Annotated in this window: 19 protein-coding genes; 6 read left to right on the top strand and 13 right to left on the bottom strand. The window is 69.5% G+C overall.

Translation table 11 applies throughout. From position 1 onward, the window contains the following. Positions 1 to 85: 85 nt before the first annotated feature. Together L3Q67_RS20175 and L3Q67_RS20170 are read right to left on the bottom strand one after the other, a co-directional pair. A complete protein-coding gene (locus L3Q67_RS20175; protein WP_499190951.1) occupies positions 86 to 259 on the bottom strand; it encodes a hypothetical protein in 174 nt (57 codons plus the stop codon). A gap of 26 nt (positions 260 to 285) precedes the next feature. Continuing rightward, a complete protein-coding gene (locus L3Q67_RS20170) occupies positions 286 to 693 on the bottom strand; it encodes a nitroreductase family deazaflavin-dependent oxidoreductase (RefSeq protein ID WP_499190950.1) in 408 nt (135 codons plus the stop codon). A 148-nt stretch (positions 694 to 841) separates the two neighbouring features. On the opposite strand from L3Q67_RS20170, the gene L3Q67_RS20165 reads away from it, so the two are divergent. Further along, positions 842 to 2,083: an MFS transporter gene (locus L3Q67_RS20165; protein ID WP_499190949.1), complete on the top strand. Its 1,242-nt coding sequence runs from the start codon at positions 842 to 844 to the stop codon at positions 2,081 to 2,083. On the opposite strand, the gene L3Q67_RS20160 is transcribed toward L3Q67_RS20165, so the two are convergent. From L3Q67_RS20160 to L3Q67_RS20130, 7 genes are all read right to left on the bottom strand, one after another. After that, positions 2,039 to 2,893, bottom strand: coding sequence for a sugar phosphate isomerase/epimerase family protein (locus L3Q67_RS20160; protein WP_499190948.1), 855 nt, complete (start codon positions 2,891 to 2,893; stop codon positions 2,039 to 2,041). The two genes, L3Q67_RS20165 and L3Q67_RS20160, sit on opposite strands and share 45 nt — an antisense overlap. 29 nt (positions 2,894 to 2,922) lie before the next feature. Further along, entirely contained in the window at positions 2,923 to 6,384 is a 3,462-nt protein-coding gene (locus L3Q67_RS20155) for a ThuA domain-containing protein (RefSeq protein WP_499190947.1), read from the bottom strand. A gap of 118 nt (positions 6,385 to 6,502) precedes the next feature. Beyond that, positions 6,503 to 7,501: a hypothetical protein gene (locus L3Q67_RS20150; protein ID WP_499190946.1), complete on the bottom strand. Its 999-nt coding sequence runs from the start codon at positions 7,499 to 7,501 to the stop codon at positions 6,503 to 6,505. 150 nt (positions 7,502 to 7,651) lie between these two features. Further along, positions 7,652 to 8,812 carry a Gfo/Idh/MocA family protein gene (locus L3Q67_RS20145; RefSeq protein ID WP_282770652.1) on the bottom strand — a complete coding sequence of 387 codons (1,161 nt, stop codon included), beginning with the start codon at positions 8,810 to 8,812 and terminating at the stop codon, positions 7,652 to 7,654. Positions 8,813 to 8,843: 31 nt separating this feature from the next. Further along, positions 8,844 to 9,656: an ABC transporter ATP-binding protein gene (locus tag L3Q67_RS20140; RefSeq protein WP_395904967.1), complete on the bottom strand. Its 813-nt coding sequence runs from the start codon at positions 9,654 to 9,656 to the stop codon at positions 8,844 to 8,846. A gap of 8 nt (positions 9,657 to 9,664) precedes the next feature. Then, positions 9,665 to 10,684, bottom strand: coding sequence for an ABC transporter substrate-binding protein (locus L3Q67_RS20135; RefSeq protein WP_499190945.1), 1,020 nt, complete (start codon positions 10,682 to 10,684; stop codon positions 9,665 to 9,667). A gap of 17 nt (positions 10,685 to 10,701) precedes the next feature. Beyond that, positions 10,702 to 11,580 carry an ABC transporter permease gene (locus L3Q67_RS20130; RefSeq protein WP_395904964.1) on the bottom strand — a complete coding sequence of 293 codons (879 nt, stop codon included), beginning with the start codon at positions 11,578 to 11,580 and terminating at the stop codon, positions 10,702 to 10,704. Between the two features lie 127 nt (positions 11,581 to 11,707). On the opposite strand from L3Q67_RS20130, the gene L3Q67_RS20125 reads away from it, so the two are divergent. The 4 genes from L3Q67_RS20125 to L3Q67_RS20110 all read left to right on the top strand — a co-directional run bounded on the left by L3Q67_RS20125 (position 11,708) and on the right by L3Q67_RS20110 (position 15,968). Next, positions 11,708 to 12,781 (top strand): LacI family DNA-binding transcriptional regulator, encoded by a 1,074-nt coding sequence (locus L3Q67_RS20125; RefSeq protein ID WP_499190944.1) that lies wholly within the window; start codon positions 11,708 to 11,710, stop codon positions 12,779 to 12,781. Between the two features lie 8 nt (positions 12,782 to 12,789). Then, complete coding sequence (locus L3Q67_RS20120) at positions 12,790 to 13,929, top strand: mandelate racemase/muconate lactonizing enzyme family protein (RefSeq protein WP_499190943.1); 1,140 nt, start codon at positions 12,790 to 12,792, stop codon at positions 13,927 to 13,929. Positions 13,930 to 14,001: 72 nt separating this feature from the next. Continuing rightward, the gene (locus L3Q67_RS20115; RefSeq protein WP_499190942.1) at positions 14,002 to 15,159 is read left to right on the top strand and encodes a dihydrodipicolinate synthase family protein; all 1,158 of its coding nucleotides are present in this window, start codon (positions 14,002 to 14,004) and stop codon (positions 15,157 to 15,159) included. After that, complete coding sequence (locus L3Q67_RS20110) at positions 15,159 to 15,968, top strand: sugar phosphate isomerase/epimerase family protein (RefSeq protein WP_499190941.1); 810 nt, start codon at positions 15,159 to 15,161, stop codon at positions 15,966 to 15,968. The genes L3Q67_RS20115 and L3Q67_RS20110 overlap by 1 nt, the downstream gene beginning before the upstream one ends. Positions 15,969 to 16,051: 83 nt before the next feature. Here L3Q67_RS20110 and L3Q67_RS20105 read toward each other — a convergent pair whose 3' ends face one another. The 4 genes from L3Q67_RS20105 to L3Q67_RS20090 all read right to left on the bottom strand — a co-directional run bounded on the left by L3Q67_RS20105 (position 16,052) and on the right by L3Q67_RS20090 (position 19,681). Next, complete coding sequence (locus tag L3Q67_RS20105; protein WP_499190940.1) at positions 16,052 to 16,969, bottom strand: SMP-30/gluconolactonase/LRE family protein; 918 nt, start codon at positions 16,967 to 16,969, stop codon at positions 16,052 to 16,054. 9 nt (positions 16,970 to 16,978) lie between these two features. After that, positions 16,979 to 17,641 carry a histidine phosphatase family protein gene (locus L3Q67_RS20100; RefSeq protein ID WP_499190939.1) on the bottom strand — a complete coding sequence of 221 codons (663 nt, stop codon included), beginning with the start codon at positions 17,639 to 17,641 and terminating at the stop codon, positions 16,979 to 16,981. Beyond that, positions 17,641 to 18,393: an SDR family oxidoreductase gene (locus L3Q67_RS20095; protein WP_499190938.1), complete on the bottom strand. Its 753-nt coding sequence runs from the start codon at positions 18,391 to 18,393 to the stop codon at positions 17,641 to 17,643. Before L3Q67_RS20095 ends, L3Q67_RS20100 begins: the two co-directional genes overlap by 1 nt. 76 nt (positions 18,394 to 18,469) lie before the next feature. Further along, entirely contained in the window at positions 18,470 to 19,681 is a 1,212-nt protein-coding gene (locus L3Q67_RS20090; protein WP_499190937.1) for a S8 family peptidase, read from the bottom strand. A 230-nt stretch (positions 19,682 to 19,911) separates the two neighbouring features. Here L3Q67_RS20090 and L3Q67_RS20085 point away from each other — a divergent pair, with 230 nt between their 5' ends. After that, a complete protein-coding gene (locus tag L3Q67_RS20085; RefSeq protein WP_499190936.1) occupies positions 19,912 to 20,802 on the top strand; it encodes a hypothetical protein in 891 nt (296 codons plus the stop codon). Positions 20,803 to 20,827: the final 25 nt, after the last annotated feature.

Below are 20,827 nucleotides of genomic sequence, written 5' to 3'. Positions count from 1 at the left end.
CGCCCACAGTTGACGGAGCGTGAAGGGACCCCGCCCGGTTTCGAGCGGGGTCCACCGAAGACTTCTCCTGCGCAGCACGCGGACCTCAGCGGTCGGAGTCGGATTCCACCGGCCAGGCCGCGAGCTCGCGCACGATGCGCTGCGCGCGGGCCAGGCCCGGCACCTCGGCGGGGTCGAGCTCCCCCCGCTCGGCCTGCCGTTCGGCGTCGGCGAGCTTGGCCAGCAATCCGGCTACCTCGACGGTCGAGTCCTTCGACATGGTGCCCTGCGCTTCCTGCCGGTGGATCAGCTTTGGCGTTCCAGCACGACCACGGGGATCGGCCGGTCCGTCTTCTTCTGGTAGTCATCGTAGTCAGGCCACACGGCGGCCATCTTCGGCCACAGCACGGCCTTCTCCTGCTCGTCCGCGGTACGGGCCCGCGCGGTGAACTTGTCGGCCTTGACCTGGACCTGGACCTCGGGGTTCTCCTGCAGGTTCCGGAACCAGCCGGGGTGCTGGTCGGCCCCGCCGTTGGAGGCCACGACCGCGTAGGCGCCCTCGTGCTCCTGGTAGATCAGCGCGAACTTGCGGTCCTGCCCGGTCTTGCGGCCCTTCGTGGTGAGGATGAGCACCGGCGCCCCCTTCTGCCAGTCGTGCCCCACCTCCCCGTCGGTTTCCTCGTACCGGCGGACGTGTTCGTCACCGAACAGCATGGAAAAGCTCCTCTCCGTAACTTGGTTGTCTCGTCAGCAACAGACGCCCGAACGCGCCCGGCTATTCCGGCGGCCGTGGATTGGCCCAGCCGACCCTGGCCGATATTGGACCTTCTGGCCGGCCAATGCGACTCCTACCGTTGCTGCCATGAGCGTTCTCCCCCAGCCTGGCCCACCTCGCGTGCTCGCGCTCGCCCAGCTGATCAACTCCTTCGGTGACGGCGCCTTCTACGTCACGTCGGCGCTGTACTTCACGCGGGTGATCGGGCTGTCGGCGACCGAGGTCGGCTTCGGGCTGACGGTCGGCTGGGCGGCGGGTTTCCTGGCGAGCGTGCCGCTCGGCGCGCTCGCCGACCGCCGCGGTCCGAAGGGAACGGCGGCCGCGCTCGCGCTGGCCACCGCGGTCGCCGTGGGCGCCTTCGTGTTCATCGGCTCGTTCGTCGCTTTCGTCCTGGCCGCCTGCGTCTACGCCTCGATGCAATGTGGACTGTCCGCCGCGCGGCAGGCGCTGCTCGCCGCGCTGGTCGACAAGGCCGGCCGGACGGCGACGCGCGCGTACCTGCAATCCAGCACGAACGCCGGGCTCGCGGTGGGCGCCGCGCTCGGCGGCCTGGCGCTCTACGCCGACACCCGCGCGGCCTATCTCACGGTGTTCGTCGTGGACGTCGCCGGGTTCGTCGTCGCCGCGCTGCTGTTGCTCCGGTTGCCGCCGACCCCGCCCGCCCCGGCCAGGGCCACCGGCGAACCGCGGCTGGCCGTTCTGCGGGACAAGCCGTACGCGCTGGTGTCCCTGCTCAACCTGGTGATGCAGTTGCACATCCCGATGATCGGGCTGGCGATCCCGCTGTGGATCGTCCAGCGCACGCAGGCGCCCAGCTGGACGGTTTCGGCGTTGCTGGTGCTCAACACGGTGAGCGTGGTGCTGTTCCAGGTCCGCGTGGCCCGCCGCGTCACGAGCTTGACCACGGCGAGTCGCACGGTCAGGTACGCGGGCGTGCTGCTGCTCGCGTCCTGCGGTGTCTTCGCCCTGTCCGCCGCCGGAACCGGACCGTGGACAGCGGCGCTCATCCTGCTCGGCGCCGCCGCACTGCAGGCGCTGGGCGAGATGATGCAGGCCTCGGGCGCCTGGGAGATCAGCTTCGCGCTGGCACCGGATGGCAAGCACGGCCAGTACCAGGGCTTCTTCGGCTCGGGCTTCGCCGTCGCGCGGATGATCGGCCCGCTGGTGCTGACCACGCTGGTGCTTTCCGGCGGCACGCTCGGCTGGCTGGTGCTCGGTGGTGCCTTCCTCACCGCCGGGCTCGCCATGGGCCCGGCGGTGAGGTGGGCTACCGCGAAACGGTCGCTAGAAGCGGACGTTCCGGAGGTACTCGTGACTCCGCGCCGCTGAGGTCAGCGGCACCTTGGGCTGGTCGTGCTCGACCACGTACTCCCGGATCCCGGACTGCTCGTACTGGCGGAAGATCGCGGGCCAGTCGAGGGTGCCGTGTCCGACGTCCTCGAACGACCCGTCCGGCGCCATGTCCTTCACGTGGTAGACCGGGAACCGGCCCGGGTACCGCGCGAAGTAGTCCAGCGGGTCGTACCCGCCGTTGTAGATCCAGTAGATGTCCAGCTCGAAGTTCACGAACCGCGGATCGGTCTCTTCGACCAGGATGTCGTAGAGCACCCGGCCGTCGACGGTCTTGAAGTCGACGCCGTGGTTGTGGAACAGGAACTTCAGGCCGGCGCTGCGGGCGAGCACACCCCACTTGCCGAACTCCGACGCCGCCAGGCTGTACCCGGCGACCGTTTGCAGCGAACCCGGCAGCGACGGCACCACGATGTAGCGCACACCCAGCACCCGCGCGGTCTCGATCTCACGCACCGCGTTGGCGCGCATGGCGTCCCAGCTGGTGTGCGTGAGCACAGCCCGCAGGTTCGCCTTGTCCAGCATGGCGCGGAACGCCTGCGGGCTGTGCCCGTAGAGCCCGCTGACCCCGACCGTGGCGTAGCCGATCGCGCTGAGCGCGTCGAGCGTGCCCTGGGCGTCCGTGGTCATCAGCGAACGCACGGTGTAGAGCTGGATACCGATGTGATCCAGCGGCACGGCGTGCAGTGGCATCGGAAGCGCCGGCTCGGCTGCCGCGATACCGCTGGTCAGTCCCATGGCCACGGTCGTGCCGACGGCCAGCTTCAGGAAGTTTCGACGGGATTCCATGTCCGTGACTCCTTTCAGTTGACCGTGACTCAGTTGACCGTGACCACGACGTGGCCGTTGCTGGTGACCGCGGTGTCGTCCACCACGGTCAGCCGGGCGGTGTAGCTGCCCTTGCGCGGGTACGCGTGGCTCGCGGTGGCACCGTCGGCCTTGGCGTTGTCCCCGAAGTCCCAGTGGTACTCGGCGATCGTGCGACCGGCGGGCGGGGTGACCTTGGCGCTCAACGCGACCGTCAGCGGTGCCGCGCCCGAAGCCGGTGCGGCCGTGACGGCGACCTCGGCGTTGATGCCCGGCAGGGTCACGCCCTGGCCGTTGAACTGCACCCAGTCCAGGGACAGCAGGTCGGCCTTGGCCGGGGTCCAGTCCGGGTTCACGAAGACCGCGTGCAGCTTCACCGGGCGTCCCGGATCGGTCAGCGGCACGGTCGGTGAGACGAGGTTGCCCCAGCCGCCGGTGTTCGGGATGACCGCGGAACCCAGCAACTGCCCGGTCGGTGAGTCCGCGCGGAACTCGATGGTGCCGCCGAGTCCGCCGGAACCGGCGCCGACGGTCACCGAGCCGATGCCCTTGAGGTTGATCGGGTCGTAGGCGACCCAGTCACCGTGCTCGATCTCGCCGAGCCGCTTGCCCGCGGACGCCCCGCTGTTGCTGATCACCTGCACACCGCCGTTGGTGCCGCCGGTGCCCTCGTGGTGCTCGGCCTCCTTGCGCTTCGGCTCCAGCGTCAGGTGCGCCGACCCGACCAGGCTCGGCGCACCGCGGCCGCCGTTGTCGGTGTAGGTGGCGCTGAGCGCGGCGTACAGGTTCTGGCCGGGGCCGTGGCTGCCGCCCGCGTCGGTCTGCACGGTGCCCGTGCACCCGGTCACGTTGTCCATCGGGTGCAGGTGCGTGTCGTGCCCGAGCTGCGACTGCACCACGACCTTCGAGCAGTCGATCCGGCCGTCCTCCCGGTCGGTGACCTCGACGGTGAACGGGATCCGGTCGCCGAAGTCGAACATGCCGCCGTGCACCGGCGTGCTCACCTTGACCTCCGGGCGCGTGTTGCCCGGCGTGATCTCGGCGACGGCGACCCCGGTGAGGTCGTTCTTCGTGCTGGTCACGGTGAGCCGGGCGGTGAACCGGCCGGGTTCGGTGTAGACGTGCGTCGGGTTCGGCTCGGTGGAATCGATCGTGCCGTCGCCGTCGAAGTCCCAGGCGTAGGTGATCGGCTCGCCGTCACCGCCGCCGGTGCCTTCGCTGGAGAAGTCGACGGTCAGCGGCACGCGCCCGTTGTCGGCCGAGGGCGTCACCTTGGCCGACGGCGCCCGGCCGTTGGCCACGTAGTCGATGCGGTAGATGCCGGCGCCTTCGTTGCTGCCACCGCGGCCGGTGCCGCTGCCCTCGCCGAAGTCGATCACGTACAGCGAGCCGTCCGGGCCGAACTCCGCCTCGAAGGGCTGGATCCAGCTCATGCCGCCGAGCATGCTGTTGATCGAGTTGAGGTCACCGGCCTTGACCGGCGGGAACTTCGGGTCGGTGAAGGTCTGGTCCTGCTGCTGGACCGACATCGCCTTGAACCACTTGCGGGTCAGCTCGTAGTTGAGCCACTTGCCGTCGAAGTACTCCGGGAACTTGGTGACCAGCGGGTTGTCCGGGTCGTAGTCGTAGACCGGGCCACCCATCGGGCCGCCGCCACCGGTGCCCAGTTCGGGGAACTCCGCTGAGGCCGAGTAGGCGTACCACATCCACGCGGGCGTGGCGGGCGGCAACTCGGTGAGCCCGGTGTTGTTCGGCGAGTCGTTGACCAGGTTGCCGCAGTCGAACTTGCCCTTCGACTTGCCGGTGGCGAAGTCCCAGTCGTTGAACGGCGTGTTGTTGCCCGTGCAGTACGGCCAGCCCTGGTTGCCCGCCTTGGTGATGCGGTCGAATTCGACCGTGCCCTCCGGGCCGCGGTCGGGGTTGGCGGTCCTCGAGTCGGGGCCGTAGTCGCCGACCAGCAGCGCGCCGGTCTGCGGGTCCACGGTGATCCGGAACGGGTTGCGCATGCCCATCACGTAGATCTCGGGCCGCGTCTTCTCGGTGCCCGGCGGGAACAGGTTGCCTTCGGGCACGGTGTAGGTGCCGTCCGGTTGCGGGGTGATCCGCAACACTTTGCCGCGCAGGTCGTTGGTGTTGCCCGAAGTGCCCTGGGCGTCCCAGGCGCGGCGGCCCGCGCGCTCGTCGATCGGCGCGAAACCGTCGGAGGCGAACGGGTCGGTGTTGTCGCCGGTGGCGATGTAGAGGTTGCCGTCCTTGCCCATCGCCAGCGAACCGGCCATGTGCGAGTTGGCGCGCCCCTCACCGCGGTAGGTGGGCACCTCCAGCAGGCGCTTCTCACTGGCCGGATCGACCACGTCGCCGGTGACGGTGAACCGCGAGACGTTGAGCCGCTTCTCCACCTTGTCCGAGTAGAGCAGGTACAGGTGGTTGTTCTCGGCGAAGTTCGGATCCAGCGTCAGCCCGAGCAGCCCGTCCGACTGGCTGGTCATGTCGGAGCTGTACTGGAAGTCCAGCGCGGTGCTGAGCTTCAGCGTCTGCTGGTCGATGATCTTCAGCGCGCCGGTGCGCTGGATGTAGAACACCCGGCGGTCCGGGGCCACGGCCAGCTCGAACGGGTCGGCCAGGCCCTGGGTCTGCAGCGGGACGCGCTGGAAGTTCTTGTCCTGGGTGGCCGAGCAGTCACCCGGCTTGGCGCCCGACGCCCACTCGATCCCGCCCAGCAGGTGGCTCAGGAACCGCGGATCGCTGAACTTCTCCTTGGCGTGCCCGCCCGCGGTGAACCAGGAGCGGCCGCCGTCGTAGTTCTGGCACCACGACCACGGGTGCTCCAGGCCCTGGTCCAGACCGGGGATGCCGTCGCCGGTCTTGATCTGGGCCAGCGTGTGCACCTTGCCGGTCGGGTTGACCTTCCAGTTGTACCACTCCTCGGTCTGCTCCCAGACCTCCGGCAAGTCCTTTGTGGACGGATGCACCCGGTCCAGCACCTTGACGCGCCCGGCCTGGGGTGCGGGGTGGTGGGTGAAGATGGCGCCGACCAGGCCCTCGTACCAGGCCCAGTCGCGTTCGCTGGCCGAGGCCGCGTGGATGCCGGTGTACCCGCCACCGGCCTGGATGAACCGCTGGAAGGCGGCGCGCTGCCCGGCGTCGAGCAGGTCGCCCTTCTCCGGCGTGGAGTTGGTGTTGTTGAACACGATCGCGTCGAACCGGGCGAGGTTCTCGTCGGTGAACGCGGTGGCGTCGTCGGTGGCTTCGACGTCGAAGTGCTGCTCGGCGCCGAGCTTCTCGATCGCCGCGATCCCCGCCGGGATCGAGTCGTGGTAGAAGTTCGTGACCTTGGAGAACACCAGCACCGAGAATCTGGCGTGTGCCGCGGCGGGTGCCGCGGTCAGTGCCGCCGCCATGGCGGTGGCCAGCAACAGCCCGGCCACGGCGGACAACCGCCTGGACAGCGCACGGGACTTCAACCGCTTCACGGGGTCCAACCTCTCTGTTGGCATTCGCTGCGAAGCCGTGGTGCGGCACCTGGCGGGTGCCGCACCACGGTTTTGGAGCTACTTCCCCAGCCCGTTCAGCGCAGTGGTGTTACCCGGTTCAGAGCTGCGCGGGCCCAGCGACAGCCGCGGCGTTCTCGGCCGCGGAACGGCGCTGGTCGACCTTGGCCTGGGCCTCGGCCTCGGGGCTGACCGCCGCCGACCGGGCGGCGAACCCGGAAGCGGAGGCGGACAGGTTTTCGAACTGCCCGGAGACGGTGCCGCGAACGCGGTTGTCCGCTCCGGTCGGAGCCGGGGCGTTGCCCGTGCCGGCGAGGTTGCCCCGGATGATGTTGTTGCTCACACGCACATCGGCGGTGTTGTCGGAGATCGTGACGTTGCCGCCCCAGTAGCTCGCCTGCGAGCAGGCGATGACCGGGCCGTCGGCGCCGATCTGCAGGGTGTGCGAGTTGCCGGTGTAGGTGGCGTTGCCGTAGACCTCGCCACCGCAGAACACCGAGCCCAGCGTGGCGCCGGTCACGCTCAGGTTGGCGCCGATGACCGAGTTGGTCAGGTCCAGGTAGGACACCCCGGTGCCGGTGACCGACTTGGCGAACTCGGAGTTCTCCGCGTAGACCTCACCGACGGTGGAGGTGAGGTCACCGGCCACCTCGGCGCCGCTGAGGAAGGCGTAGGTCGAGCGCTCCGGGTGGGCCGCGGCGGAGACCTTGACGTTGCCGCCGACCGGACCGCCGGAGACGAAGGTGCCGTAGGCGTCGGTGAGCACCAGGTCACCGGCGATCTTGGTGGCCTGCGCGTCGAAGAAGCCGTCGTCCTGCACGGCCACGCCACCGTCGAAGGTGCCGCCGGTGACGACCAGGTTGGCACCCGGCTCCACGGTGACCGAGCCGGTGACTCTGGTGCCGTCCAGCACGCACGACTTGCCCGTCGCCACGCGCAGCTCGCCCGGCACGGTCACCGCGCCACCGCTGCCCTCGCAGAAGGTGACGAAACCGGCGCTGGCCGGGGTGGCCAGCGCGACCAGGCCCAGGCTGGAGCTGGCGGCGGCCAGGGTGAGTGCGGCCAGGGATCGGCTGCGAGCGCGACTGAGACCGAACATGGGGACCTCTTCCGTTTCAGCGTCGTTTTAGTTCCGGTACAGATTTATTCAAGAATACGTAAGAAAGCGCTATCAGTTACCCCTGTGAACATTAGATTCGGATGCCTTGAAGTCAATCGAGCATTCGGGGCAACAGACTTCACGCAATACCTACAGCTTCAAATCCGGAACGTCAAGACGCCTGCCCTCGCGCCAGGCCTGTAACCCCAGTTCAGCGAGCTGGACCCCCCGCGCGCCGGCGAGGAAATCCCACGGGAATTCTTCACCCGAAACCACGTGCTTCAGGAAAAGCTCCCACTGAACCTTGAATCCGTTGTCGAACTGTTCATTGTCCGGAACCTCCTGCCACTGGGCGCGGAAGTCCTCGCCGGCGGGCAGATCCGGGTTCCAGACCGGCTTCGGCGTCATCGAGCGGTGCTGCACGCGGCAGCGCCGGAGCCCGGCCACCGCGCTGCCCTCGGTACCGTCCACCTGGAACTCGACCAGCTCGTCGCGGAAGACCCGGGTCGTCCAGGACGAGTTGACCTGGGCGATGACGCCGCCCTCGAGCTCGAAGATGCCGTAGGCCGCGTCGTCGGCCGTGGCGGCGTAGGCCCGGCCCGCCTCGTCGACCCGCTGCGGGATGTGCGTGGCGCCCTGGCACTGGACGGTCCGCACGCCGGCGAAGATCTCCTCCAGCACGTACCGCCAATGACAAAACATGTCCACAATGATTCCGCCGCCGTCTTCGGCGCGGTAGTTCCAGGAAGGCCGCTGCGCCTCCTGCCAGTCGCCTTCGAACACCCAGTAACCGAACTCGCCACGCACCGACAGGATTTGCCCGAAGAAACCGCCGTCGACGAGCCGCTTGAGTTTGCGCAAACCGGGCAGGAACAGCTTGTCCTGGACCACGCCCGCCTTGACCCCGGCATCACGCGCCAGCCGGGCCAGCTCCAGCGCGCCCTCGGTGTGCTCGGCGGTGGGCTTCTCGGTGTAGATGTGCTTGCCCGCCGCGATCGCCTTCTTGATCGCGTCCGCCCGCGCGCTGGTCACCTGGGCGTCGAAGTAGATCTCGGTGTCGGGCAGGGCCAGCGCCTCGTCGAGGTCGGTGGTCCACCGGTCGATCCCGTGGTCCTTGGCGATCGAGGCCAGCTTCGCCTCGCTGCGCCCGACCAGGATCGGCTCGGGGAGCAGCACGGCGCCGTCGGCGAGCCGGAGCCCGCCCTGCTCGCGGAGCGCCAGGATGGACCGCAGCAGGTGCTGCCGGTAGCCCATCCGGCCGGTCACGCCGTTCATCACGATCCCGATCGACCGCTGCTCGATCCCCGCCATGCCAGCCCTTCCCAAGTCTGTTCGGATGTGCTCAGTCGGCCGCGGAGGCCGAGCCGAGGTGGTCGCGGATCACCCGGGTCGCCCGCGCGAACTCCGGTTCCGCCATGGTCCTGGCGTAGTCGCGCTCGACCGGCAGCGCCACGTCGACGACCCCGGCGATGGTGCCGGGGCGCGCGGTCATCATCACCACGCGGTCGGCCAGGTAGACCGCCTCCGCGATGGAGTGGGTGACCAGCAGGATCGTGGTGCCGGTCTCCTGCCAGATGCGCCGCAGTTCGACGTTCATCTGCTCCCTGGTCAGCGCGTCCAGCGCGCCGAAGGGCTCGTCCATCAGCAGCACCGGCGGCCGGTGCAGCAGCGCGCGGCACAACGCCACCCGCTGCTGCATGCCCCCGGAGAGCTCGTGCGGGTAGGCGTCCTCGAACCCGGTCAGGCCGGTCATCTCGATCAGCTCGTCCGCCCGGCGCCGCGCCGCCTCCGGCGCCATCTTGCGCATCTCCGCCTGCAGCAGGATGTTCTTGCGGGCCGAGCGCCACTCCAGCAGCGCGGCCCGCTGGAACACGTACCCGATGTCGCGGCGTGGCCCGGTGACCTCGGCGCCGAGCACGCGCACCCCGCCGGCCGACGGCTTGAGCAGGCCGGACGCCAGCTTCAGCAGCGTCGACTTGCCGCAGCCGGACGGTCCGACGATGGCGACGAACTCCCCCGGCTCCACCTGAAGCGACACCTCGTGCAGCGCGGTGACGTCCCGCTTCTTGGTGCGGAAGCGGACCGCGACGTCGCTCAGCTCGACCGCGTGCGAAGTGCCCGTCGGGGTGATCGGCGTGGCTTCAGCCGTGCTCATGTCGTCCGTCATCCCTTCGGGGCGAGCCCGCCGTCCCAGTACACACTGGGCTCTTCGGCCTTCTGGATCACACCGGAGCTGGCGAAGATTTCGATGGTCCTGCGCCAGTCCGCCTCGTCGTTGACCCCGGGCGCCTTGCCCTGCGTCGCCTGGGTGTTCAGCAGTTCGAGCGTCTTGGCGAACTGCTCGGACAGCACCGCCTTCGACGGCAGCTGCTCCGAGGAGCCCTGCATCGCGTCCACCGCGGCGGCCTGGTCGCCCTTGGCCGCGGTCCACGCTTCGCTGGAGGCGGTGACCATGCGCTGCACCAGGTCCTTGCGCTCGGTGAGCGTCTTCTGCGAGGTGAGCAGGCCGTTGGAGAAGAAGCTCAGCCCGTGCTCGGCGAAGCGGAGGTAGGAGACCTGCTTGCCCGCCTTTTCCTGCATGGTCGGGCCCTGGTCGGTGGCGTAGCCGAGCAGCGCGTCGGTCTGCCCCGACATGACCGCGGCCATCTTGCCCGCCGCGTCGGTGTTCTGCAGGGTCACGTCGCCCTCGGCGAGCCCGTTCGCCTTGAGGAAGGCGGGGAAGGTCTTGCTCAGCGCGTCACCGGCGGTGCTGGCGATCTTCTTGCCTTTGAGATCGGCGGGCGTGGCGATTCCCTTTTCGGAGAAGAACTGCACCGACGAAGGTGTCGTCTGCAGGAAAACGCCGATGCTCTTGACCTTCATGCCCTGCCCGACACCGGCCAATACCGCCGGTGTGTCGGCCCAGCCGAAATCGGTCTGGTCGGACGCGGTCGCCTGCACGGTTTTCTGCGAACCCTGCCCGGCGCGGATTTCCAGGTCGATTCCGTGCTTTTCGAAGATCTTCTGGTTCTTGCCGAAGTAGAACGGGGCGTGTTCGCCGTACGGGTACCAGTTCAGCGTCAGCGTGACCTTGTCCAGGGTCTTGCCGTCGGCACTGGTGGACTGCGGCGTTTCCGAGCCACCGCAACCGGTGGCCAGCAGCAGCACCGCGGCGGCTCCTGCGGCGAGAGCGCGGAGTTTCATTTGTTCACGCCTCTTCTCTACAGCGTTGTAGTGACGTTGTCGGAACGGCGGCTCGCGTGCCACGGCAGCACGAGCGCCTCCAGCCATTCCACGATCAGGAAGAGCAGCACACCCATCAGCGAGATGATCACCAGGCCGGCGAACAGCGTCGGGGTGTCGAAGTTGCCGTTGGCCTGCTGGATGATAAAACCGAGTCCTTCTTCGGAGCCGACGAACTCACCCACCACGGCACCGGTCACCGCCATCGTGGCGGCCACCTTGAGCCCGGAGAACAGGTGCGGCAGCGAAGCCGGGAACCGGATCTTCCAGAACGTCTGCCACGGCTTGGCGCCCATGGTCGCGGACAGTTCCAGCATTTCCGGGTCGATCGACTTCAGGCCGGTGACCATCGAGATGACCACCGGGAAGAACGCCATCAGCACCGCGACGATCACCTTCGGGCCGAGGCCGAAACCCAGCCACACCACGAAGAGCGGGGCGACCGCGATCTTCGGGATCACCTGCGCGAACAACAGCAGCGGGTAGAGGCTCTTCTCGATCGTCGAGGAGTAGACCATGATGACCGCCGCGAACACGCCGATCACCGTGGCGATGACGAAGCCCAGCAGCGTTTCGTAGGTGGTGGTCCAGGCGTGGTCGAGGAAGTAGTCCGGCTTGGCGAGGATCGTTTCCAGCGTGACACCCGGCGAAGCGACCTCGTAGGGCTCCACCAGTTCCGCCGCGGTGATCGCCCACCAGCCGGCGAACAGCAGTGCCAGCAACACGAACGGGCGCCACGAGCGTTCGAGGAAGCGGACGAAGCGATCGCCGGCTCCCGGCCGCGCCCGTTCGGTGACGCCGCCCGGTGAATCTCCCACCGGCTGCCCGAGTCCCTCGGTCGGGGTTCGCGTGACCATGACCCTCCGTCCTGCGACCGGCACCCGATGGTGCGCTTCCCGGCCCTGAATGCGCTTTCTGAATGCGCTTTCAGGTAGAGTATGCACACCAGACAGACCGGTCAAGGATTCGTTGAGGGGAGCCGTGATGAACGGTCGTCCGCACGTCACGCTCGAAGACGTGGCCCGCGCCGCCGAGGTTTCCCTGGCGACGGCGTCCAGGGCGCTGAACGGCACCACGAAGGTGCGCGCCGACCTCCGTGACCGGGTGGTCGCCGCTGCGGAGGAGCTGGCCTACACGCCGAACGCGCACGCGCAGGCACTGGCCGGGGCTTCGCACCGCACGGTCGGCGTCATCTGCCACGACGTGAGCGACCCGTACTTCGCCGGGATCGCCCGCGGTGTCATGCGGGTGGCCGGCGACAACGGGCTGCTGGTGATGCTGGCCAGCACGTTCCGCGATCCGCAGAAGGAGATCGCGTACGTGTCCATGCTGCGCGCGCAGCGGGCCTCGGCGATCCTGCTGATCGGTTCCGGGTTCGAGGACAAGGCGTGGGAGAAGGCGCTGGCGGCGGAGATCGATCCGTACCGCCGCGGTGGCGGCCAGGTCGCGGTGGTCAGCAGGCACCGCAGCCTGCGGGTGGACACCGTGCAACCGGAGAACCGCGAGGGTGCCGCGGCGCTGGCGAAAGCCTTGCTGGCGCAGGGACACCGCCGGTTCGCCGTGCTGACCGGCCCGCGCGCACTGACCACAGTGGTCGATCGGCTCGGCGGTTTCCGCGACGGGCTGGCCGAAGCCGGGATCGAACTCGCCGAACGCGACATCGTGGAGGCGCCCTTCACCCGCGACGGCGGCTACGACGCGATGAACGAGCTGATCGCCCGCGGGCTGGACACCGACTGCGTGTTCGCGGTGACCGACGTGATGGCCATCGGCGCGCTCACCGCGCTGCGCGAGGCGGGCATCCCGGTGCCGGGCCAGGTGTCGCTCGCCGGTTTCGACGACATCCCGGTGGTGCGCGACCTCGATCCCCCGCTGACCACGGTCGCGCTGCCGCTGGAGGAACTCGGCGAAAAGGCGATGGAGCTGGCGATCAAGGGCTCGGGCAGTTCGGGGATCCGGGGGTCGTCCCCCGGGCAGAGAACACAGAGCACGCGCAGCCGGATCATCCGGCTCTCCGGTGAGGTGGTCCTGCGCTCGAGCACGGCGGCACGGCGGTGAAGGGCCTGGTGGTCGAGCGGGTCGAGACCTTCGCGGTGGCGCTGCCGACGTTGCGCTCGTTCGGCGTCGCGGGCGGTGCGGTCGCGGTGGCCGGGCGGCCGAGCGTGCGGGTGCTGGTGAAGGTCAGCGCGGACGGCGTGAGCGGCTGGGGTGAGGCCACGCCCATCCCGGCGTGGACCTACGAGACCGCGGAGTCGATCGTCTCCACCATCGACCGCTACCTGGCGCCCGCGATCCTCGACCGTCCGTGCTGGGACCTCGACGGCGTGACCAGCGTGTTCGACCGCGTCATCAACCGGGGTTTCTCCATCGGGGCGCCGCTGGCGAAGTCCGCTGTGGACATGGCGCTGCACGACCTGCTCGGGCGGGCGCTCGGCGTGCCGGCCGGGGTGCTGTGGGGGCAGCGCCGGACCGAGGAGATCGAGCTGGGCTGGATGGTCTCGGGGCAGTCACCCGGCGAGGTGGCCGAGCGGGTCGCCGAAGGGCACGAAGCCGGTTATCGCGCGTTCAAGGTGAAGATCGGGCTGCACGCCGAGGACCTCGCCGTGGTGCGGGCGGTCCGGGATGCGGCCGGGGCCGATGCTCCGCTGTGGGTGGACGCGAACCAGGCGTACGCGGTCGACGAGGCCGTGCGGATCTCCCGCGTGCTGTCCGAATTGGACGTACACGCCTTCGAACAGCCGTTGCCCGCCAACGACGTGGTCGGCCTCGGGCGGTTGCGAGCTGAATCCGCTGTGCCGATCGCACTGGACGAGAGCCTGCGGCACCCGAGTGATCTGGCCACCTTCGTGAAACTGGGTGCGGTGGACGTGGCGATCGCGAAGGTGCAACGCAGTGGCGGATTGACGCTTTCGCGGCGACTGTGCTCGCTCGCCGAAGACAGCGGGGTGCGGTTGATGGGTTCCGGGCTGACCGACTCGGACCTCGGGCTCGCCGCTTCGCTGCACTTGTTCGCCGCCTTCGGCATCGACACCCCGGTCGACCTGAACGGCCGCCAGTTCGTCGAATCCGCTTACGCCACCGGGGAAACCGTGCGGGTGCACGGCGGCATCGCGCGGGTGCCCACCGGCCCGGGACTCGGGGTCGATGTCGACGAACCGGTGGTGCGGGAATTGTCCGTCGACGTGCTGACCGCGGGAGTGCCCTGACGGCCTCTTGTCGTGCCGCGGAGTTTTGCCTACCTTGTTCAGAAAGCGCTTTCAATTACCGGGAGTCCGCCGATGAGCCCACTGCTGTTGCCCACCCGCGAGCGGACGCTCGAGCCCTTCTCCCCCACCGGCCGCACCACCCCGCCTGCCTCGCCCGCGCCGGTCACCTCGCGCGTGACCTACGCGGCCGCGCACGTGGTCGCCGATCCGCTGGCCGCCGGTGACCCGGCGTTCGAGGTGACCGTCGACTGGGACACCACGCTGCGTTTCCGGCACCACCTGTGGCGCTGCGGGCTGGGCGTGGCCGAGGCGATGGACACCGCGCAGCGCGGCATGGGCCTGGACTGGACCGCCACGCAGGAGCTGATCCGGCGCACCGGCGCCGAGGCGCGGGCGACGGGCGGGCGCTGGTGCGCCGGGGTCGGCACCGACCAGCTGCCACCGGGACCGGCCTCGCTGGACGACGTCGTCGAGGCGTGGCGGGAGCAGCTCGCGCTGGTCAACGAGGCGGGCGCGGTGCCGGTGGTGATGGCGAGCCGCGCGCTGGCGGCGGTGGCGAAGGGGCCGGAGGACTACCACGAGGCGTACGGGCGGGTGCTCGCCGACGCCGGTGGCCCGGTGCTGCTGCACTGGCTCGGCGAGCAGTTCGACCCGGCGCTGGCCGGTTACTGGGGGCACGCCGACGTCCGCGACGCAGCCGCCGAACTGGCGAAGCTGTGCGCCGAGCACGCGTCCGTCATCACCGGGGTGAAGGTTTCCGTGCTGGACGCGGAGGTCGAGGTCGGCTTCCGGCGTTCGCTGCCCGCCGGGGTTTCCTGCTACACCGGCGACGACTTCAACTACCCGGAGCTGATCGCGGGTGACGAGCAGGGGCACAGCGAGGCGCTCCTCGGCATCTTCGACCCGATCGCCCGGGTCGCCGGGGCGGCGCTGAACCGGCTGGATTCCGGTGACGTTCCCGGTTTCCGCGAGCTGCTCGACCCGACCGTGGCGCTGTCGCGGGAGATCTTCCGCGCGCCGACCCCGCACTACAAGGTGGGCGTGGTGTTCCTGGCGCACCTGATGGGGCACCAGGACCACTTCCGGATGATCGGCGGCCTGGAGTCGGCGCGGTCGATCGTGCACCTGTCCGACGTGCTGCGGCTGGCCGACGCCGCGGGGGTACTGGAGGACCCGGATCTCGCGGTGGCGCGGATGCGCTCGCTGCTGAGCGTGGCGGGAGTGGCCTGATGGACAAGCTGAGCCTGAACCAGATCACCACGAACTCGTGGTCGCTGCCGGAGGCCGTGCGTGGCTGCGCCGAGTCCGGGGTGGGCTGGATCGCCTTCTGGCGGGACAAGGTGGCCGAGGTCGGCGTCGACGAAGCGGCGCGACTGGTGAAGGAACACGGGCTGCGTGTGTCTTCGTTGTGCCGCGGGGGCTTCTTCACCGGCGTTCGACCGGATGGGTCCTCTGTGGATGGTGTCGCGGACACGCGCGTGGCCATCGACGAAGCCGCGCGGCTCGGAGCCGAGGTGCTGGTGCTGGTGGTCGGCGGGATCGCCGGTGGTGACCTGATCCGCTCGCGGCAGCTGGTCGCGGACGCCGTGGAGGAACTGGTGCCGCTGGCGCTGGACCGCGGGGTGCGGCTGGGCCTGGAGCCGCTGCACCCGATGCAGTGCGCCGAGCGGTCGGTGTTGTCCACTTTGGACCAGGCGCTGGCGATCGCCGAGCCGTACCCGGCCGAGGCGGTGGGCGTGGTGGTGGACGAGTTCCACGTGTGGTGGGACCCGCGCGTCGAGGACCTGATCGCGAAGGCGGCGGGGCGGATCGCCGGGTTCCACGTGTGCGACCAGCTGGTGCCGCTGACCGACACCCTGATGGGCCGGGCCCTGCCCGGCGACGGCCCGATCGACCACCGCCGCCTCCGTGCCTGCGTCGAAGCCGCGGGGTACGACGGCCCGATCGAGGTGGAGGTCTTCAACACCGAGCTGTGGGCCCGCCCAGGCGCCGACGTCCTCGCCGACACCATCGAGGCCTACCGGAACCACGTGGCCTAGCCGCCTCCCCCGCGACACAAATGTGGCTTTGGGGGCGGATTCGGCCCCCAAAGCCACATTCGTGACATCGGTCTACCTCGTACCTAGGTCAACGAGGTGATGGCGATCGCGCGTTCTTCCAGGCTGCCCAGGTACAGGAGTCCGTCCCGTTCCCGGATGCCGGTCGCCATGTGGAAGCCGGGGATCTCCCCGCGGAAGTCGTGCACCACGGCACCGTCCACCGACAGGCCCAGCGCGCCCGTGGTGCGGGAAGGCGACGGTTGCAGGCCGACCGGCAGCCGCCGGACGCCCAGGCGCAGGGGGCCCGGCAGCCGTCGCACCAGGTCGAGGGCCGGGACCCGCGGGCTGGCCTGGGTCACCCAGATCAAGCCGTCGGAGCCGGTGGAGATGTTGTCCGGGTAGCCCGCCAGGTCCGAGGCCAGCAGGTCCTGGCGACCCGAGCCGTCCAGCCAGTACCGCCGCACGGCGAAAGCGCCCGTCTCGGCGACCGCCACGAAGGACTCGTCCGGTGCCAGCGCGACCCCGTTGGCGAACTGCAACCCATCCCCGACCAGCGAGATCTGCCCGTCGGGCGAGCAGCGGAGCAGCCGCCCGCCGGCGTGCTGCTCGATCAGGTCCTCCCGCCACGCCGACAGCGGGAAGCGGTCCGACGAGTCCGAGAAGTAGATCGTGCCGTCGGCCGCGACGGCGGCGTTGTTGCAGATCATGATCGGCTTGCCCAGCGCGGAGGTGGCCAGCGTCTTCACCGCGCCGGACGTCGGCGAAACCACCAGCAGCCCACGCGAGGCGTCGCACACCAGCAGGTCGTCGCCGTACAGTTCGAGCCCGAGCGGGCGCCCGCCGGTGTCGGCGATCAGCTCGATCCGCCGCCCGTCGTCGGACACCCGGATGATCCGGCCGTCGTCGAACCCGGTGTAGACCGCCCCGGTGGCGTCCACCACCACGTCCTCGGGCCCGTTCCCGTTCACCGGGACCAAGCGCACCTGGCCGAACGGTTTCATGCGAACTCCTCAGCGGTAGGTGAGCAGAACTTCGGCTTCCCCCGAGAAATGGGCGTGCTCGTTGAACGAAAGCAGGCTCACCCCACCACGTCCGGAGACGAGCTTGGTGATGCCGCCGTTGACCGTCACCCGGTTGAACTTGACGAGCCCCGCTTCGGGAGTCCCGGTCAGCGCACCGCACAGCACCGCGATCACCCCGCCCGAGGTGAACACCACGCCATCCTGCCCCTTGCCCAGCGCACCGGCCAGTTCGGCCAGCGCACCGGAGACCCGGTCGAAGAACGCGGGCCAGGTCTCGGCGCACGGGCTGTCGTGCCCGGCCAGCACCCAGTCGACCAGCGCCTGGTCCAGTGCCGCCTGGAACGCGCGCGGGTCGGCGCTGTCCTGCGAGATGCCGCCACCGTGGTGCTTGGCGATGTCGACGTGGTCGTACTCGTTCCACCGCGGGTCCTCGCCGATCTCCGGCGGCCCGCCGAGCACCTGGAGCGCGCTCGCCGCCGTCGCCCGCTGCCGCGAGAGCGAACCGCAGCGTGCCTGCGCGAACGTCACGCCACGTCGCGCGAGTTCCTCGCCGACCACTTCGGACTGCCGGATGCCGCGCTCGGACAGCCGGTCGTAGTCCTCCGCGCCGAAGGACGCCTGGCCGTGCCGGATCAGGTAGATGGCGCCCATCAGGCGAACTTCCGCAGCACCGACAGCGGCGCGAACCGCATGATCACGCTCAGCGGCAGCCACGGGAACGTCGGTACGAAGGCTTTCGCCGGTTCGCGTTCGATGGCCTTGACCATGGCCCGCGCGCCCGCTTCGGCCCCGGTCTCCAGCGGGTTGCGCCGTTCCGAGCGCGCGCTCATCTCCGACTCGATGTAGCCGGGCAGCAGCGTGGTCACCTTGATCGGCTTGCCTGCCACCTCCGCCCGGATGCCGTCGGCCAGCGCGGACAGCCCGGCCTTGGACGAAGCGTAGGCGGTCAGGTTCTTCGGCAGGCCGCGCAGGGCACTGAACGAGGACACGAAGACCAGGTGCCCGGCGCGCTGGTCGCGGAAGATCTCCATGGCCGCTTCGGCCTGCGCGAGCGCGGCGACGAAGTTCGTCTCCAGCGTCTGCTTGTTGGCGTCGAACCGGCCGGTGCCGATGGGCTGGCCCTTGCCGAGCCCGGCGTTGACGATGATCCGGTCGACGGTGCCGAACTCCTCACGGAACTCCTTGAACACCGCGAACACCCGGTCGTGGTCGTTGACGTCGAGCGCGCTGGTGAGCACGGTCACCCCGTGGGCGGACCGCAGCTCGGCGGCCAGCGCGTCCAGCCGGTCGGTCCGGCGCGCGCACAGCGCGAGGTCGCGTCCGCGAGCGGCGAACTGCCTGGCCATGCCCTCGCCGAGGCCGGAGCTGGCGCCGGTGATCACGATCTTCTTCCGCACGGTCATCCGCCTACCGTACTAGCAAGTAACAAGCGGGGCCCGGCGCGAACGCCGGGCCCCGGTCAGTTGCCGCAGGTCGAGCTCACTTGCCGGTGTAGAGCAGCTTGTTCGGGGTGCCCGAACCCGGGTTGGTGATCTTGTCCGGGGTGGCCGCGCCGGTCAGCGCCTCGGCGACCTGGGCCGGGGTGGCCGAGGTGTTCGCCGCCAGGTACAGCGCCGCCGCGCCCACCACGTGCGGGGTGGCCATCGAGGTGCCGCTGATGGTGTTCTCGGCGCCGTCGTTCCAGGCCGAGGTGATGCCGGTGCCCGGGGCGTAGATGTCGACGACCGAACCGAAGTTGGAGAAGCTCGACTGCGCGTCCTGGTCGTCGCTGGAGGCCACGGTGATGGCTTCCTCGACGCGGGCGGGCGAGTAGCCACTGGCGTCGGACGAGTCGTTGCCCGCCGCCACCGCGAAGGTCACGCCCTTGCCGATGGCGCCCTGGACCGCGGCGTCGAGCGCCTCGTCCGGGCCGCCGCCGAGGCTCATGTTCGCCACCGACGGGCCGCTGGCGTTCTCGGCCACCCAGTCGATACCGCCGACGACCTGCTCGGTGGTGCCGCTGCCGTTGTCGTCGAGCACCCGGACCGGGACGATCTTGACGCCCTTGGCCAGGCCGTACTCCTTGCCGCCGATGGTGCCGGCCACGTGCGTGCCGTGCCCGTTGCCGTCGGCCGGGTCGTCGTCGTTGTCGATCAGGTCGGCCCCGCCGGACACGCGGCCCTCGAAGGTCGGGTGGTCGGCGAGCACGCCGGTGTCGACCACGTACGCGGTGACGTTGTCCGCGGTGGTGTCGTAGTTGTAGGCCTGGTCCAGCGGCAGGTCCTTCTGGTCGACCCGGTCCAGGCCCCACGACGGCGGGTTCTGCTGGGTCTCGCTGGCGTGCACCGTCTTGTTCTGCGACACGAAGGCGACCTTCGGGTCGGCCGCGAGCTGCTTGGCCTCGGCCTCGGTGGCCTTGACCGAGAAGCCCTCCAGCGCGGAGCTGTAGGTGCGGCTGACTTCGGCGCCGTACTGGGAGGCCAGGGTCTGCGCCTGGGTGCTGACCGCCGCCTTGACCTCGCCCTGCGCGGCGACGACGTCCTTGAGCACGACGATGTAGCTGTCCGCGACGGCGTTGGCGTCGTTCGCGCCGAGGATCTGGCCTTCAGCCGCCTGCACGGGGCCCGCGGTGAAGGCGGCGACCGCCGCCGTGATGCCCGCGGCCGCGACACCCGCCGTGGTACCGCGCCAAAGCTTCCGAGAGTTCGCCATGAGCTGCCTTTCTCGTTCCCGACCTGGTTGCGTGGCAGCCATGCAATCCCGGCGGCAGAGACCCCGGCAATGATTCACAGTTACCAGTACTGGGCCGTTCACCCCAACGTGCTTACTCCGTTTGGCGTAGAGTTTAGCACATAGCTACCAACCGAAGTCGTTACAGATCACTGCTAATGTTGTCCCTATCGTTACCCACGAGTAGCCGGAGTCTGGGGGGCGGGAATCGGATGAACGGGGAGCCGAGCGGGTTCGCCACCGCGCTGCGCGGGGCCATTTCCACCAGCGGGCTGAGCCTCGACCGCATTCAGGCCCGATTGCAGTCCCGCGGGGTTTCGGTCAGCGTCACCGCGCTCAGTTACTGGCAGTCCGGGAAACGGCAGCCGGAACGGGCCAGTTCCATTTCCGCGGTGCGGGTGCTGGAGGAAGTGCTGGAACTGACCAGCGGGGCCCTGCTGGGCCTGCTCCCGCCGCCCCGGCCGCGGGGTGCGTCGTCGCGCCGGGAGCGCTCCGCGCCCAGTCCGGCACAGACCGTGCTCAAGCCCATGCTGGCGCGTATCGGGGCGCCCCACGCGCTGGAAAAGCAGCAGTCGCTCAAGCTCGTCGGACTGCACGATCACTGTGCGGTGACAGAAGAGGGCGGTCCGCGGGTGGTCACCGCGCGGGCGGTCTTCCAGGCCATCGCGGACGGGCAGGACCGGTGGCTGCTGGTGTACGACCATGGCCGGCCGGAGGCCCCCGAACTGACCGCCCTGCGCAACTGCCGGCTCGGCCAGGTGGAGGTCGACGCCGAGCACGGGCTGACCGTCGCGGAACTGCTGTTCGACCGGCCCATCGACCGGGGTGAGACGCAGCTGATCGAGTACTCGATGGTCAACGAAGGACCGCCGAACCCCCAATGGCGGCATTCGCAGTTCCGCGCATTCCACCGGACGGTCCGCGAATACCTGCTCGAAGTGAGTTTCGAGAACGGGGAAACGCCGGAGAAATGCTGGCAGTACACCCGCCCCGGCAACCACGAACCCGAAGTCCGCCGGGAACTGAAAATCGACGACGCGAACGCGGTGCACGCGGTCGCGCTCGACTTCGGTCCCGGCGTCTTCGGGATCGAGTGGAGCTGACCTACTTTAGTAGGTGATCTTGGTC

The sequence above is a fragment of the Saccharothrix sp. AJ9571 genome, assembly GCF_021725495.1.
GTDB lineage: Bacteria > Actinomycetota > Actinomycetes > Mycobacteriales > Pseudonocardiaceae > Amycolatopsis > Amycolatopsis magusensis.
Note: the sequence above shows the minus strand (reverse complement) of the source record. Positions and strands in the feature narration are given on the sequence as shown.